Consider the following 15,350-nt stretch of genomic DNA (forward strand, 5'->3'; position numbering starts at 1 on the left):
GGCGTCTCCTGGCGATTCTGGACGCATAGTTGTTACTCACACGCTAAACTCACCAACTTATGGGGCGTGTTGTGATGATTGGTGGAGACCGGTGACAGCGTGAAGTCGTTCGACGACCTCGACGGCCTGATCGGGTCCGTCCCGTTCGACGTCGTCACGGACCTCCGCGTCGTGGACGCGGTACAAGGCTCCGCGGGGCTCCTGCCGGACGTCCTGCCCGGCCTCCTGTCGAGCCTGGCCGCCCGCGCACGCCCCGCGAGCATCGAGTCGTCCGCCGCTCTCGACGGGGTCGTCGTGATGCACCGACGCGCGGCGGCCATCGTCGCGGGAGATGTCGACCGGCTGCAGGGCCGGGAGGAGCAGGAGCTCGCCGGGTGCCGCGACGCGTTCGACCACGTCGCCGGCGAGGGTCGGGGACCCGTGGACGTCGACCTCGTCCTGGAGGTCCACCGGCTGCTGCTCGCGCGCACCCCGACGCCAGGCGGACGGCTCCGGCGGGTGGAGAGCGTCGTGCTGGACCGCGACCCCCGCTCCGCGCGGGTCAAGCGATTCACCCCGGTCGCGGTTGCCGACGTCCCGCACCACCTCGACGAGCTGATCGCCCGGTACCGCGGCGCGCTCGTCACCGGCCGCCACCACCCGGTCCTGCTCACGGGCCTGTTCGTGCTCGACCTCATGGCGATCCGCCCCTTCACCACCGCCAACGGCCGGCTCGCGCGCGCCCTGACACCGGGCCTGCTGCACGACGCCGGGTACGACGTGGCGCGGTACGTGTCGCTCGACGCAGCCATCGCGCGATCCGCCGACGTGCACGCCACCGCCCTGCTCGACTCGACCGCGGACTGGCAGGACGGCCGGCACGACCCGTGGCCGTGGCTGCGCTCCCTGGTCCGCGCGCTGGCCGACTGCTCCGACGAGCTCTCGTCCCTCGTCGCCACCGCGCGCAGCGGCAGGAGCAAGCAGGAGCGCGTCCGTACCTACGTGCTGCAGCACGCAGGTCGCTCGTTCCGCATGAGCGACGCCCGGGCCGCGCTGCCCGGGGTCTCCGACCAGACGATCCGGCTGGTCCTCGGCGAGCTGAGGAGCGAAGGACTGGTCGAGGTCGACGGGGTGGGCCGCAGCGCGGCGTGGAGCGTGGTGCGCACGCGGTAGCGCGCCAGCGCCGCGCTAGAGCCCAGCCGCGACGAACGCGCCCGCGGCAACGACCGCGATGAGAGCCACCGCGATCCACGCCCACAGGTGGGTTCGGGTCCGCGGGCACCTTCCCGCCTTGAGTGCGACTCGCACGGCGACACCGCGCAGATCCTCGAGGCACGAAATCGCCAGCGCGGAGCCGTGGACGAGGTTCGGCAGTGCGCCGACACTGTCCCCATGCTCGTGCTGCCGACGCCCGCCCCGACGTTCGGTGGCGTCCGCCTGCGGGCGTTCGAACCCCGCGACGTCGGGATGGTCCACAACCTGTCGACGGACCCGTACACGCCCCTGACCGGCACACTGGTCGCCGATGCGACGGCCGAGCAGGCCCAGGAGTGGATCGACCGGCAGCACTACCGGCTGGTGACGGGCGCCGGGTACTCGTTCTGCGTCGCGGACGCCAACAACGACCGTGCGCTCGGGCAGGTCGGGCTGTGGATCGCCGACATCGAGCACGGGCGTGCGACCGCCGGGTACGGCGTCGCACCGACCGAACGCGGCCGAGGGATCGCGGCGCGCGCTCTGACGGCGGTCACCGCGTTCGCGTGGACCATCCCCCAGCTGCACCGCATCGAACTCTTCATCGAACCGTGGAACGTGGCGTCCACCCGCACCGCCGAGAACGCCGGCTACGAACGTGAAGGGCTGCTGCGCAGCCGGCAGGTCGTCGGCGGGCGACGGGTGGACATGCTGCTGTACTCCGCCATCCGACCGTCGATCGCCGGTGCTTCAGCGCGATGACGCAGGAGACCTCAGGGCTGTGATCTCTCGGGGTGACGAGGGGCGCGGCCGCACCCCTCGAGGTGCTGGTAGCGGATGAGCTCTCTGCGATCGACCGCCACCATGCGGATGCCGCGTGCGCGTCGACAGCAGGGTCGCCCGGCTCTGGACACACTCGACCGCAAGCACCGATCTTGAGGGACATCCGGCCTCACTAATGCGAACTAGGTGCCCTCTCCCCCACCACGCGCAGCTCGCGAGGGGCCGTCGGCCACGTGACTTCCAGTGTCAATAGTGACACCATGACTCATGCCGTCGATTGAACGTCTCGTCGCGGAGATGCGTCGCTCGCCCCAGGGTGTGCGCTTCTCGGACCTCGAGCGGGTCTGTCGGCACTACTTCGGCGAACCGCGTCAGCGTGGGTCGTCGCACCAGGTCTTCAGGACTCCGTGGCAGGGCGACCCTCGGGTGAACATCCAGGACGACCACGGTTCCGCGAAGCCGTACCAGGTCCGGCAGGTGCTGGCCGCGATCGAGAAGGTGGAGCAGGAGGAACGATGACGAGCGCCGACCACTACACGTACCGGATCACGTGGTCCGCCGAGGACGAGGCCTACGTGTCGACCGTCGCCGAGTTCCCGTCGCTCTCGTGGATCGACACGGACCGCACCGCGGCACTGTCCGGCATCGAGTCGCTCCTGCAGGACGTCCTCGAGGACATGGCGGAGAGCGGTGAGACCCCGCCGTTGCCACTGGCGGACCGCGTGTACTCCGGACGTTTCCAGGTGCGCATCCCGCCCGAGGTCCACCGCCGGCTCGCGACGGAGGCGGCCGAGCAGGGCGTCTCGCTCAACCGTCTGGTGTCGTCCCGGCTGGCAGGCTGACGCGAACAGCGCAGGGCAGGGCTACTGGAAGTCCCGCGACCTGCTGCGCACCTTCAACGACAACGGACTGAGGTGCTCCGCGACGAGGCTCGTCGCCCCGTCCGCCTTCTCCAGCCGCCCCCGCACGACCATCGCCTTCGCCGTCCGGGCCGTCCGCCGGAACCTCTGCCACAGCCCGGCGGAGCACACGATGTTGAGCAGCCCGGTCTCGTCCTCCAGGGACAGGAAGGTCACTCCCCCGGCCGTGCCCGGGCGTTGGCGGTGCGTGACGACGCCGGCGACGGCGATCCGTCGGCCTTCCTCGGTGCGGAACGCCTGCTCGACGCGCAGCACACCGGCCTCGTCCAGACCCTCGCGGACGAACTGCGTCGGGTAGGAGTCGACCGACACCCCCGTGGCCCACACGTCCGCCGTGGCGACCTCGACGTCGGACAGCCCCGGCAGCGTCGGCGCCTTCACACCGACGGCCACCCCCGGCAGGGTGTCCGGCCCCTCCTGCGCGAGCGCCCCCGCCGCCCACAACCCCGCCCGGCGGTCCACCCCGAGGCAGTCCAGCGCACCGGCCGTCGCGAGCGCCTCGAGCTGCGCGGTGGTCAGCTGCACCCGCTGCACCAGGTCGTGCAGGTCGGCGAACGGGCCGCGGGCGGTGCGCTCGTCGACAAGGGCGCGGGCGACGTCCTCGCCGATGGTCCGCACCTGCGTCAACCCCTGCCGCACCGCGAGCGCGCGCACCGACCCCTCGCCCGTGCGCACCCCCACGGGTCGGGTCGGACCGGTGCCGCTGGGTTGCGGCACCAGGCGCGGCTCACCACCCGGCGGCGTGGGACCCACCCGCTCGACGACGGCCAGCACGTCGGACGCCTGCACGTCCGGGCGCAGCACCTCGATGCCGTGCCGGCGGGCGTCCGCGGCCAGGGACTGCGGTGAGTAGAAGCCCATCGGCTGCGCCGCGAGCAGGCCGGCGTAGAACGCGGCGGGGTGGTGCACCTTGAGCCACGAGCTCGCGTAGACGAGGAACGCGAACGAGTACGCGTGCGACTCGGGGAACCCGAAGTCCGCGAACGCCTTGAGCTTGTCGAAGATCTCCTCGCGGACCTTCGGCCCGATGCCCTTGGCAGCCATGCCGTCCATGAGCCGCGCCCGCATCGCCTCCATGCGCTCCATCGAGCGCTTCGACCCCATGGCGCGGCGCAGCTGGTCCGCCTCCGCGGGCGTGAAGTCCGCGACGTCGATGGCCATCTGCATGAGCTGCTCCTGGAACAGCGGCACACCGAGGGTCTTGCTCAGCGACTTCTCCAACGTCGGGTGCAGGTACGTGACCTTCTGCCGACCCTGGGCCCGCTCGATGTACGGGTGCACCGACCCGCCCTGGATCGGCCCGGGCCGGATCAGCGCGACCTCGACGACGATGTCGTAGAACGTCGAAGGCCGCAGCCGCGGCAGCGTCCCCATCTGCGCGCGCGACTCCACCTGGAAGACGCCCACGGTGTCCGCCGCGGACAGCAGCTCGTACACCGCCGGGTCCTCGTGCGGCAGCCCGTGCAGGTCGAGCGTGACGCCCTCGTGCCTCTCGACCTCGGTGAACGCCAGCCGCAGCGCCGTGAGCATCCCCAGGCCCAGCAGGTCGAACTTCACCAGCCCCGCGTCGGCGCAGTCCTCCTTGTCCCACTGCAGGACCGTGCGCCCCTCCATGCGCGCCCACTCCACCGGGCACACCTCGATGACGGGCCGGTCGCACATCACCATGCCGCCCGAGTGGATGCCCAGGTGGCGCGGCAGACGCAGGAAGCGCTCGGCCAGGTCGATGACGTGCTCGGGGATGTCCTCGGTGTCCGCCGCGGCCGGCGGCATGTGCGCCGGGACGACATCGTGGTTGTCGGCGGTCGGTCGTCCCGGCGTCTCCGGGCTCACGGGCCCCGACCGCGTCAACGTCCACCACGGGCTCGGTTTCTCCTGCCCGCGCAGGCTCCCCCACCGCTCGATCGACGAGCTCCACGCGTCCTGCTGCCCCACGTCGTACCCCAGCGCCCGGGCCGCGTCGCGCACCGCCGAGCGCGGCCGGTAGGAGATGACGTTGGCGACCTGCGCGGCGTGCGACCTGCCGTGCATGGCGTAGACGTGCTGGATGACCTCCTCCCGGCGCGCGGACTCGATGTCGACGTCGATGTCCGGGGGGCCGTCGCGCTCGGGCGCCAGGAACCGCTCGAACAGCAGACCGTGCTTCACGGGGTCCACCGCGGTGACGCGCAGCACGAAGCAGACCGCGGAGTTGGCGGCCGAGCCGCGCCCCTGCGCCATGATCCCGTTGCGGCGGCAGAACTCGACCAGCTCGTAGACCACGAGGAAGTAGCCGCAGAACCCCAGGTCCTCGATGACGCGCAGCTCGTGCTGCAGCTGCGCGTACGCACCGGGCACGCGCTCGGCCTCCGGCGGCCCGTACAGCTCGAGCGCGCCGCGGCGCACCAGCTCACGCAGCCACGTCGCCTCGGTGTGCCCGTCGGGGACCGGGTACGGCGGCAGGCTCGGGGCGACGAGCGACAGGTCGAACGCGCACTCCGCGGCCAGGTCCGCCGCCGTGGTCACCGCGCTCGGGTGCCGGCGGTGCAGGTAGAGCATCTCGGTGGCCGAGCGCAGGTGCGCGACGGGCGCACCGGGCAGCCACCCGTCGAGGTCGTCGAGGGAGGACCGCGAGCGCACGGCCGCGAGCGCCTGGGCGAGGTCCGCGTCGCGCTCGGTGGCGTAGTGCACGTTGCCGGTCGCCACCAGCGGCAGTCGCGCGTCGGCCGCGAGCTGAGCGAGCGCGTCGGCGCGGTCGGTGTCGTACGCGTCGCCGTGCATCGTCGTCTCGACGGCCACGTTGTCCCGCCCGAACAGCGCGACGAGCCGGTCCAGCTCGGTCCGCGCGGCCTCGATCCCGCCGCGCGCGACACCGAGGACCCCCGAGGGGTCGCCCCCGGCCAGCGCCCGCCGCACGGCGCCCTTACGGCACCCGGTCAGCACCAGCCACTGGCCCGCGGCGGCCTCGGCCAGCTCCTCCAGGTGGTACTCCGCGGCGCCCTTGCGCCCGGTGCGCAGGTGCCCCTCGGCGATCGCCCGCGACAGCGCGCGGTACCCGTCCGGCCCCCGCGCGAGCACCAGCAGGTGGCTCGCGCGCGGGTCGGGGACGCCCGTGGGCGCGTCGAGGACCGGCGGTCCGGGTGCCGGTCGCTTCTCGCGCGGGTGGCGGCGCGGGTCGGGTGCGGGCAGGTGAAGCTCTGCCCCGAACACGGTGGGAAGCCCGACGGCGCGCGCGGCCTGCGCGAACCGCACGACCCCGTAGAGCCCGTCGTGGTCGGTCAGCGCGAGCGCACTCTGCCCGAGCCGCGCGGCCTCGGCGGCGAGCTCCTCGGGCTGGCTGGCCCCGTCGAGGAAGCTGAAGGCGGAGTGCGCGTGCAGCTCGGCGTACCGCGGCGGCCAGTCCGCGCGGGCCTCGTGCACGACGCGCCCCGGGAACCGGTCCTCAGTCATAGTCCGCCTCGTAGGTCCACACCCCGTCGGTGTGCGTGAGCAGCACCGCTCCGCCGTCGTCGAACGCGACCTGCAGGTACCCCCGGACCTGCGGCGCCGCACCCGGGTGGGACCACCAGCGGTCGGACAGCAGCCAGGGCCCGGCCCACCCGGCCACGGCTTGGTCGTCGCCGTCGGGCTGCGCACGCACGGTGCCGGGCGACCCGCTCAGCCGGCCCCGCCGGTCGATCCGCACGGGCGCACCGTCGACGCCCCGCACCTCGACACGCACGGGGTCGACCAGCACGGTCGCGGGCGCGGGGTCCGGCAGGCGCCCCGGCCAGGGCCGGTCCGCCGGACGCGGGGGGTCGCTCTGCTCACCCCACGGCCGCACGTGCACCTGGTCGCGCACGTCACGGCCGCCCTGCAGCGTCGCGGTCAGCACCCCGGGGCCACCGACGATGCTCTGCGCACGCTCGAGCGCCCGGTGCGCACGCAGGTCACCGCCTGACGGGCCGCCCCACAGCTGCGTCGCCTCCGCACCGGCGGGGGCGACGTCGAGCGCCGTGAGCGTCAGCCGGACCAGCGCGACCGGGGCGAGGTCGTCCTCGTCGCCGGGCGCGCGCACGTCGACCCGCCGGTCACCGGACCCGACGCCCCGGTCCCGCTCCCACGCCTCGCGCCGCCGGTCCCGGGCGGTCGCGACGGCCGACGCGGTGAGCCACCCGTCGAGCTGCCAGCGGATCCGGTCGGTGATGCGGGCGGCGGCCATCGCACCCCACCCGCCCAGGTCGGTCCGCCACGTGCGCACGAGCTCGGTGCCGTCGTCCGTGCGTGCGGACACCTGGAGGCGCCCGCACGTCACGGACCGGGCGACGAGGTCGGCGTGCAGCTGCTCGGCCAGACGCCGGCCCGCGAAGGTCGCCGTGTCGACGCGGTCGACCGGCGGGTCGAGGTCGGTGCTCACCTCCAGGTCGGCCTCGGGACGGCGACGTGCAGGCGGACGCTCGTCAAGACCGCGCGCGAGCGTGCGCGCCCACGTGCCGAGCCGGCCGAACCGCGCGTGCACGTCGGGCGCCGGCAGCGCGGCGAACGCGCCGAGCGTGCGCAACCCCAACCGGTGCAGCAGGTCGACCAGGCGGGCGACCTCCGCAGCCTGCTCAGGTGTGGTCGTCGCGTACACGAGCTCGGTGACGCCGTGCGGCGCGAGGAACACGCCCGACACGCCGGGCTCGACGACAGCGCCGGAGCGGGCAGCCAGCACCGCGGCGAGCAGCCCGTCGGCCGTCCCCACGCCGCACTCGTGCCCCGTGGCCCGGGCGACCGCGTCGACGATGCGTTCCGCGAGGGCCTCCTCCGAGCCGTGGTAGCGCGCCGCGCCACCTGCGGGGAGCAGCAGCAGACCCGGCCGGGCGACCTCGACGCCCGCGACGACGGTCTCGGTCGCCGCGGCCACGGGCTCGAACAGCCGCACGTCGCGGGCGTCGTCGGCGGGCAGGAGCACCAGCTCGGGGCACACGCCCTGCGCCTGACGCCGACGCATCCCTCGACGCACCCCGTCGGCGCGCGCGAGCGCCGACACCGCGGTGACCCGTCGCCCGTCGTGCACCGCCGCGGGGGCGTCGACCGGGACCTCGTCGGCCGCCATCGCCGCGACCACGGGCCAGTCGGGCACCCACACGACCGTCGTCCGCGTGCTCATCCGACCAGCCGCAGACCGCCGGCCGCCCGCGTGCGGCGGCGCACCGGACCCCGGGGCACGTGCTCACCCGGTGGCGCGAACGGCAGCACGACGTCGACCGCCGTGGGGACGGCGGCGCTGCCCCGACCCGTACGACGCACCTGCACCTCGCTCGTGCGCAGCCGGCCGTCCCCCGCACCGACGCCCGACCACCGCGCCGGTCCGGCGTCGAGCACGACGGCGGCGCCCGGCCACGTCGTGGTCGTCAGCAGCGCGGCGCCGCGCTCGCGGGCGCGGGCGGACAGGCGGCGGCGGTCGGCGTCCGCGAGCGGGGCACCCGGCCCGACCAGGACGACGTCGATCCCGTCGACCAGCGCTGCCAGCACGAGCGCCGCGTCCGCACCGGGGTCGGGGACGAGCGCGAACCGCGCGAGGTCGACGCCCGCCTGCGCGGCAGCCAGCAGCCCGAGTCGCGGGTGCCCCACCGCCACCGCCCACGCACCGGACGCGCACGCGTGCGCGAGCACCCCCAGGACCAGTGACGTGGACCCGAGGACCGACGTGGTCGCGCCGCGTCGCAGCCCGTCGGGCATCAGGTCGGCCAGCGGTGGCGGCACGGGCAGCTGCGGCCGTTCGCTGGTGAGCAGCGACGTCCGCGGCACCTCGACCGCGAGCGCCGCCGCGTCGTCCGGTGCCACTGCGTCGAGAGGGGGCGCCTCGGACAGCATCGTGGACAGCACCGTGCGCGCACCGGTGCGCAGCTCCGCGGCCGCGAGCGCGGCACGTGCGCGCGCTGCGCGGTCGACGGTGCTCGTCCCGGTCACGTCTGCTCCTCGTCCTCGCGTCCTGACACCACGCCGGCCCCGCTCCGGGGCTCGCGTCGTGAGCAGCCGGACGCGGCGCCGTTCGCCTGCCCGACCCTCAGCGGATCGAACATGTGTTCGATCATGCCAGTACACGCCGACACCCGGGAGGTGTCAATCCGCCTCGTGCGGGTGAACCACCCCGCGCACCGAGTACCTCGGGCCACTCCTCGGCAGGTCTATGATTTGACGGTTCCATCAACTCATCATTCGGAGTTCTTGTGCCCCTGCACGCCCTCGGTGACGACCGCCCCCTCGCGGAGGTCAAGGCCGAGCTCTTCAAAGCCCTCTCCCACCCCGTGCGCGTGCGCACCCTCGAGCTCCTGGTCGACCGCGACCGGCAGGTCAGCGAGCTGCTGACCGAGCTCGGTCTCGAGGCATCCCACCTGTCGCAGCACCTCGCCGTGCTGCGCCGCGCGGGCGTCGTCACCGCGCGACGCACCGGAAACGCCGTGCACTACGCGCTCACCCTGCCCGCGGTCGCCGACATGCTCACGGCTGCCCGGACCGTGCTCGTCGACGCCGCCGCGCGCCGCCAGGGCCTGCTCGACACCGCCGCGACCGCACCCGAGGCATGAGATGACCGTCGAGGCACTCGCGTCCTCCGTCGCGCAACGCGTGCGTGCGCTGGCCCCCGCACGTTCCGACTACACCGACCTGCCCCGCTCCTGGCGTCACGACCTGCTCGCCGGTGTCACGGTCGCCGTCGTCGCCCTGCCGCTGGCACTCGGCTTCGGCGTCGCGTCCGGGCTGGGCGCCGCCGCCGGACTGGTCACCGCCATCGTCGCGGGCGCCGTCGCCGCCATCTTCGGGGGCTCCCACCTGCAGGTCAGCGGCCCCACCGGGGCCATGGCGGTCGTCCTGCTGCCCGTCGTCGCGCGGCACGGCACCGAGGCCGTGCCGGTGGTCGCGATCATGGCCGGCGGCATCGTCGTGCTGGCCGGCGTGCTCGGCATCGGCAGACTCGTCGCCTACATCCCCTGGCCCGTCGTCGAGGGGTTCACGTGCGGCATCGGTGTCGTCATCGCGCTGCAGCAGGTGCCGCTCGCCCTCGACACGCCACGCGCGGACGGCGAGAACGCGGGCCTCGTCGCACTGAGCACGATCGGCGCCGTGGACTGGCCCCAGGCCGTCGCACCGCTCGGCCTGGTCGCGCTGGTCGTCGCGGTCATGATCGTCCTGCCCCGGCTGCGCAAGGGGCTGCCCGCCTCGCTCATCGCCGTCGTGGCGGCCACCCTCGTCGCCGAGGTGGCCCACCTCGACGTCGACCGCATCGGTGCCCTTCCCTCCGGCCTGCCCGGCCCGCACCTGCCGGTCGTCGACCTCGCGACCACCAGCGCGCTGTTCTCGTCGGCGCTGGCCGTCGCGGCCCTCGCGGCGCTCGAGTCGCTGCTGTCCGCGCGCGTCGCGGACGGGATGGCCGACGACATCGGCCGCACGAGGCCCAACCGTGAGCTCTTCGGCCAGGGTCTCGCGAACGTCGCGTCCGGCCTGTTCGGCGGCCTGCCCGCGACCGGTGCGATCGCCCGCACCGCCGTCAACGTCCGCTCGGGCGGCCGCACCAGGGTGGCCTCCCTCATGCACGCGCTCGTGCTCGCCGCGATCGTCTACCTCGCCGCCCCGCTCGTGGGCCGCATCCCCCTGTCCGTCCTCGCCGGCGTGCTGCTGGTGACCGCCGCGCGCATGGTCGACGTGCCGACCATGCGCGCGATCTGCCGCTCGAGCCGCTCCGGGGCGCTGGTGTTCTGCGTGACCCTGGCCGTGACGGTCGTCTTCGACCTCGTCATGGCCGTCGAGGTGGGGGTCGCGGCCGCCGCCGTCCTCGCCCTGCGCGCGGTCGCGCGCAGCAGCGGGCTGCACCGCGAGCCGTTCGACGACGAGTCGGAGGACCACCTCACCGCGGACACCGAGCACGCGCTGCTGCACGAGCACATCGCGGTGTACCGCATCGACGGCGCCCTCTTCTTCGCCGACGTGCGCCGGTTCCTCGACGAGATCGCGCTGGTCAGCGACGTCCGTGTCGTCGTGCTCCGCCTGGGCAACGTGCGGGTGCTCGACGCGAGCGGCGCCAACGCGCTGGTCGAGATCATCACGGACATGCGCCGGCGCGGGATCGTCGTGCTCCTCAAGGGCCTGCGTCCCGAGCACCGCCGCCTCGCGGAGGGGGTGGGCGTGATCAGCGCCCTCAGCGACGACCAGCACGTGTTCGACGACCTCCAGGACGCGCTCGCGCACGCCCGCTCGCACGTGCGCCGCGCGCAGGTGACGACCAGGATGGGGTGACCGCCCCGGCGACCGGCGTCGGGACGGACCGGAGGTCGTCGTGCCCACGTCCCTGACACGCCCCGTCGCCCATGAGCCGTACCCGTTGCTGCCGCCCGTGCCCACCTTCGCCGTGACCAGCACGGACTGGGTGCACGGTGCGCCGATCCCTGACGTGCACACCAACACCGACGCCGGGCGCAACGTCTCGCCGCAGCTGACCTGGTCCGGGTTCCCCGAGCAGACCGCCGGGTTCGCGGTGAACGTCTTCGACCCGGACGCGCCCGGCGTCGCCGGGTGGTGGCACTGGACGGTGCTCGGCCTGCCGCCCGACGTCACGTCGCTCGACCGGGACGCGGGACGTCCCGACGGCTCGGGCCTGCCCACCGGCGCGTTCCACCTGCGCGGCGACGACGGGGTGGCCGGGTACGTCGGGGCCGCTCCCCCGCCGGGCGACCAGGTGCACCGGTACTACGTCGCGGTCCACGCGCTCGACACGGACGACCTGGGGCTGACGCCCGACACGACCTCGGGCGCGGCGAGCTGCGCGCTGGTGTTCCACACCGTCGCACGTGCGGTCCTCATGGGGACGTACCAGCGCTGAGCCGGCCACCCCGCGGCCCTCCCGCGACGCCGGTAGCCTGCCGCGCATGACCACCACCGCACTGGGGACGCTCGCCTGGGAGCGGGCCGTCGACCGCCCGGACCTGCTGGCCACCAGCACGCACGCCGCGATCAGCGGGTGGGCCGCCGTCGAGCCGGCGGTCGCCGACGCCGTGCTCGTCGCCGCCATCGACCCCGACCTCGCGGACACCACCGCCATGACCGAGGCCTACGCGCTGCCGCTGTCGGCGTCGGTCAACTGCGTCCTCGTCGCCGGCAGGCGAGCGGGCGAGGAGCGGACCGCCGCGTGCCTCGTGCGGGCCACCACACGCGCGGACGTCAACAACGCGGTCAAGCGCCTGCTCGACGTCCGCAAGGCGTCGTTCCTGCCGGTGGACCGCGCGACCGCGGAGTCGCAGATGGAGTACGGCGGCATCACGCCGCTCGGCCTGCCCGCCGGGTACCGGGTGCTGGCCGACGCCGCCGTCGCCGACGACGACCCCCACGCGGGCGGCACCGTCATCATCGGGAGCGGTCTGCGCCGCTCGAAGATCGCGCTGCCCGGTGCACTGCTGGTGCGCGCCCCGGGCGTCGAGGCGGTCGCAGGGCTGGCGCTCGGCTGACGGCCGCGGGACGTGGCCGCGTCACCACCGCGGTCGCCTCGTCCCGCCTGCCTGCCGGGGCCGCCCCTGCGTCCGTTCGCGGGACACCGGGCGCGGTCGGTGCGCGGCGCCGACAGGATCGCGCCGCCTGGTGCGATCCTGTCCAGGCCGGGCGTGAAGGCCTCGATGGGTCCCGACCGGCCGACCCACCACCTCCAGGAGATCCCCGATGACGACACCCCTGCACGTCCCCGCCGTCCCCTTCGACCTGGCCCCCTCGGCCGGCTCCGCGTGGGTGGTGGACGACGTGCCGGGCACCGTGCGGGTGACCGCACCGCCGCGCACCGACGTCTTCCTCGACCCGAGCGGCGGCATCTCGTTCTACTCCGACGGCGTCCTCAACGCCCCCACGCTGCTGGGCACCCCGCCCGCGGGCGACTTCCAGCTGACTGCTCGCGTCACGGTCGACTTCGCCGCGACGTTCGACGCCGGTGTGCTGCTGCTGCACGTCGACGACCGGAACTGGGGCAAGCTCTGCTTCGAGTACTCGCCCGACGGTGTCCCGCTCATCGTCTCCGTCGTCACGCGCGGCGTGTCCGACGACGCGAACGGCTTCGCGGTCGACGGCAACCAGGTGTGGCTGCGCGTCTCGCGCATCGGCGCCGCGTACGCGTACCACGCGTCACTCGACGGCGCCCGGTGGTCGCTGGTCCGGCACTTCGCCCTGGACGACCCGCAGGGCGTGGTGACGGTCGGCTTCGAGGGTCAGTCGCCCACCGGCGAGGGGTGCGCGGTGACGTTCGACCGGATCAGCTTCACGCCGACCCGCCTGGGTGACCTGCGCGACGGATCCTGAGCGGCGGGCGGCCCGGGGGCTCGTTCAGACCCGGGTCGCCCAGAACGCCACAGCCGCGGCCGCCGCGACGTTGAGCGAGTCCACTCCCCCGGCCATCGGGATCCGCACCGTCAGGTCCCCCGCGGCGACCGTCGCCGGCTTGAGCCCGTCCCCCTCGGTGCCGAGCACGAGCGCGAGCCGCTCCGGCGGGTCCGCGACCAGGTCGTCGAGCGTCACCGCGTCGTCGGCCAGCGCGAGCGACGCCGTGACGAACCCCGCGTCGCGCAACGTCGCGATCCCCTCGGGCCACGGGCTGATCCGCGTCCACGGCACCTGGAACACCGCGCCCATCGACACGCGCACCGAGCGCCGGTACAGGGGGTCGGCACAGCGCGGGGTGACGAGCACGGCGTCGACGCCCAGCGCCGCGGCGGACCTGAAGGCGGCCCCGACGTTCGTGTGGTCGACGAGGTCCTCGAGCACCGCGACGCGCCTGGCCCCGGCGCCCTGGCGCGCCGACGCCAGCACGTCCGCGACGGCCGGCAGCGCGGGCCGGTGCATCGCCGCGAGAGCACCACGGTGCACGTGGAAGCCGGTGATGGCCTCCAGCACCGGCTCGGCAGCGACGTACACGGTCACGGACCCGTCACCGGGGGTGTCCGCGAGCATCTTCTCGAGGTCGGGCAGCCAGCGCGGTGCGAGCAGCACGGAGCGCGGGCGGTGGCCGGCGCGCAGCGCACGCCCCAGGACCGTCGAGCTCTCGGCCATGTACAAGCCGTTCGCTGACTCGACGCGCATGCGCAGCGCCACGTCGGTCAGGCCGACGTAGTCCGTCAGCCGGGGGTCGTCGCGGTCGGTGACGGACTGGACGTCGGGGCGCAGCACCGCGCCATCATCCCAGGTCGGCCTGCGCCGGGTGGCGCACGGCCCGGGCACCGAGGAGGGCGACGACGACACCCGTCGCTGCCACGACGGGCACGAGCAGGAACGCCTGGTGCGTGCCGAACGCGTCGGCGAGCGCACCCAGCAGGAACGGCGCGACGCCGATCGCGAGAGCCCCCGCGAGCGTCGCGTGCGACTGAGCGCGGTCGCCCTGCCCGGGCGAGACCGCCAGGAGCAGCGCGACGCCCAGCGGGTACTGCGCGCCGTAGCCGAACCCCGCGACGACCAGGCCGGTCAGTGCCACCCCGACGTCCGTCGCGGTCCACAGCAGCGCCCACCCGGCGATGGCGAGGGCGAAGGAGCCGGCGAGCAGGTGCGCCGGGTGCACCCGCAGCGAGAGCGGCCCGACGATGAACCGCATGATCGACATGCCCGCGACGAGACCGGCGGTCGTCGCCGTCGCGATGCCCGCCCCGGCGTCGGTGCGCGCCAGCACGAGGTCCGTCGCCCAGTACGTCGTGGCGTTCTCGAGCGCGATCGCGGCGACGAGCGCCGCGAGGAAGAGCGGCGCCGCGTGACGCGAGAATCGGGACCCGCCCGGCGTCGACCGGTCGGCGGTCCCGTCGACCTGGGGTCCGTCCGGGGCGCTCGGAACGGGTGCCGCGTCCGACACGTCCGCACGCCCTGTCGGCGCGGTGTCCGCCGCGTCCCCCCGTCCCCCCCGGACCGACGACCGAGGCAACGCCGGCGTCGCGGGCAGACGGCTGATGACCAGCGCCGTCACCACGGCCAGGACCGCCGTCACCGCCACGCCCGGGCGCCAGCCCCACCCGGCGGCGACGCACGCCCCGACGGCGATCGGCCCGACCAGACCGACGGACGAGCCCACACCGTTGGCCTCCGTGATGGCTGCCGACGCAGCGGGACCCGCGTGCTGCGCGACCCCGACCTGCGTGGAGGCGATCATCACGTTCCCACCCACCGCGGTGACGAACATGCCCGTCAGCGTCCACGGCAGGGTCGGGCCGAGCAGCAGGCCCGTGACGCCCACCGCCACGAGCACCAGGGCGACGACGATCGTCGCGCGCCGACCGAAGCGACGGACCGCGCGCGGCGTCAGCGGCGCGGCCGCCAGCCCGCCGACGGCCATCGCGGTCCCGTGCAGGCCCGCCTGCGCAGCGGTGACACCGAGCTCGTCAGCCAGCAGCGGCACCGAGGGGTTGAAGCTGTACAGCAACCAGCCCCACACGACGAACGGGGTGTAGAGGCCGAGCGTGAGACGGTCCCGGACGAGCCGCGGGCGCAGCGGTGGCATGGGAGGAGCATCGGTCACCGGGC

At 74.4% G+C, this 15,350-nt stretch carries 14 protein-coding genes; 9 read left to right on the forward strand and 5 right to left on the reverse strand.

Annotated features, from left to right (window positions below):
* Positions 1-99: 99 nt before the first annotated feature.
* From NP048_RS10320 to NP048_RS10335, 4 genes are all read left to right on the forward strand, one after another.
* Positions 100-1,152 carry a Fic family protein gene (locus tag NP048_RS10320; RefSeq protein ID WP_227575526.1) on the forward strand — a complete coding sequence of 351 codons (1,053 nt, stop codon included), beginning with the start codon at positions 100-102 and terminating at the stop codon, positions 1,150-1,152.
* Between the two features lie 219 nt (positions 1,153-1,371).
* The gene (locus tag NP048_RS10325) at positions 1,372-1,935 is read left to right on the forward strand and encodes a GNAT family N-acetyltransferase (RefSeq protein WP_227575527.1); all 564 of its coding nucleotides are present in this window, start codon (positions 1,372-1,374) and stop codon (positions 1,933-1,935) included.
* 288 nt (positions 1,936-2,223) lie between these two features.
* Positions 2,224-2,475 (forward strand): toxin HicA, encoded by a 252-nt coding sequence (locus tag NP048_RS10330; protein WP_227575528.1) that lies wholly within the window; start codon positions 2,224-2,226, stop codon positions 2,473-2,475.
* Positions 2,472-2,798: a type II toxin-antitoxin system HicB family antitoxin gene (locus NP048_RS10335; RefSeq protein WP_227575529.1), complete on the forward strand. Its 327-nt coding sequence runs from the start codon at positions 2,472-2,474 to the stop codon at positions 2,796-2,798. The genes NP048_RS10330 and NP048_RS10335 overlap by 4 nt, the downstream gene beginning before the upstream one ends.
* Positions 2,799-2,819: 21 nt before the next feature.
* Here NP048_RS10335 and NP048_RS10340 read toward each other — a convergent pair whose 3' ends face one another.
* From NP048_RS10340 to NP048_RS10350, 3 genes are read right to left on the reverse strand one after another with little or no spacing between them, the layout of a single operon-like run.
* Positions 2,820-6,305 (reverse strand): error-prone DNA polymerase, encoded by a 3,486-nt coding sequence (locus NP048_RS10340; RefSeq protein ID WP_227575530.1) that lies wholly within the window; start codon positions 6,303-6,305, stop codon positions 2,820-2,822.
* Positions 6,298-7,986 carry a DNA polymerase Y family protein gene (locus NP048_RS10345; protein WP_227575531.1) on the reverse strand — a complete coding sequence of 563 codons (1,689 nt, stop codon included), beginning with the start codon at positions 7,984-7,986 and terminating at the stop codon, positions 6,298-6,300. The genes NP048_RS10340 and NP048_RS10345 overlap by 8 nt, the downstream gene beginning before the upstream one ends.
* On the reverse strand, positions 7,983-8,789 hold the full coding sequence (locus tag NP048_RS10350; protein ID WP_227575532.1) for a hypothetical protein: 807 nt from the start codon (positions 8,787-8,789) through the stop codon (positions 7,983-7,985). The genes NP048_RS10345 and NP048_RS10350 overlap by 4 nt, the downstream gene beginning before the upstream one ends.
* A gap of 260 nt (positions 8,790-9,049) precedes the next feature.
* On the opposite strand from NP048_RS10350, the gene NP048_RS10355 reads away from it, so the two are divergent.
* The 5 genes from NP048_RS10355 to NP048_RS10375 all read left to right on the forward strand — a co-directional run bounded on the left by NP048_RS10355 (position 9,050) and on the right by NP048_RS10375 (position 13,151).
* Entirely contained in the window at positions 9,050-9,406 is a 357-nt protein-coding gene (locus NP048_RS10355; protein WP_227575533.1) for an ArsR/SmtB family transcription factor, read from the forward strand.
* Position 9,407: 1 nt separating this feature from the next.
* The gene (locus NP048_RS10360) at positions 9,408-11,111 is read left to right on the forward strand and encodes a SulP family inorganic anion transporter (RefSeq protein WP_227575534.1); all 1,704 of its coding nucleotides are present in this window, start codon (positions 9,408-9,410) and stop codon (positions 11,109-11,111) included.
* 40 nt (positions 11,112-11,151) lie between these two features.
* A complete protein-coding gene (locus tag NP048_RS10365) occupies positions 11,152-11,694 on the forward strand; it encodes a YbhB/YbcL family Raf kinase inhibitor-like protein (protein ID WP_227575535.1) in 543 nt (180 codons plus the stop codon).
* Positions 11,695-11,740: 46 nt separating this feature from the next.
* Positions 11,741-12,316 (forward strand): YbaK/EbsC family protein, encoded by a 576-nt coding sequence (locus tag NP048_RS10370; protein ID WP_227575536.1) that lies wholly within the window; start codon positions 11,741-11,743, stop codon positions 12,314-12,316.
* A gap of 208 nt (positions 12,317-12,524) precedes the next feature.
* Positions 12,525-13,151: a DUF1349 domain-containing protein gene (locus tag NP048_RS10375; RefSeq protein WP_227575537.1), complete on the forward strand. Its 627-nt coding sequence runs from the start codon at positions 12,525-12,527 to the stop codon at positions 13,149-13,151.
* A 24-nt stretch (positions 13,152-13,175) separates the two neighbouring features.
* Here NP048_RS10375 and NP048_RS10380 read toward each other — a convergent pair whose 3' ends face one another.
* Together NP048_RS10380 and NP048_RS10385 are read right to left on the reverse strand one after the other, a co-directional pair.
* Positions 13,176-14,015, reverse strand: a complete 840-nt coding sequence (locus tag NP048_RS10380) for a TrmH family RNA methyltransferase (RefSeq protein ID WP_227575538.1) — start codon at positions 14,013-14,015, stop codon at positions 13,176-13,178.
* A gap of 7 nt (positions 14,016-14,022) precedes the next feature.
* On the reverse strand, positions 14,023-15,327 hold the full coding sequence (locus tag NP048_RS10385) for an MFS transporter (protein WP_227575539.1): 1,305 nt from the start codon (positions 15,325-15,327) through the stop codon (positions 14,023-14,025).
* Positions 15,328-15,350: the final 23 nt, after the last annotated feature.

It is taken from the genome of Cellulomonas xiejunii, assembly GCF_024508315.1.
GTDB lineage: Bacteria > Actinomycetota > Actinomycetes > Actinomycetales > Cellulomonadaceae > Cellulomonas > Cellulomonas xiejunii.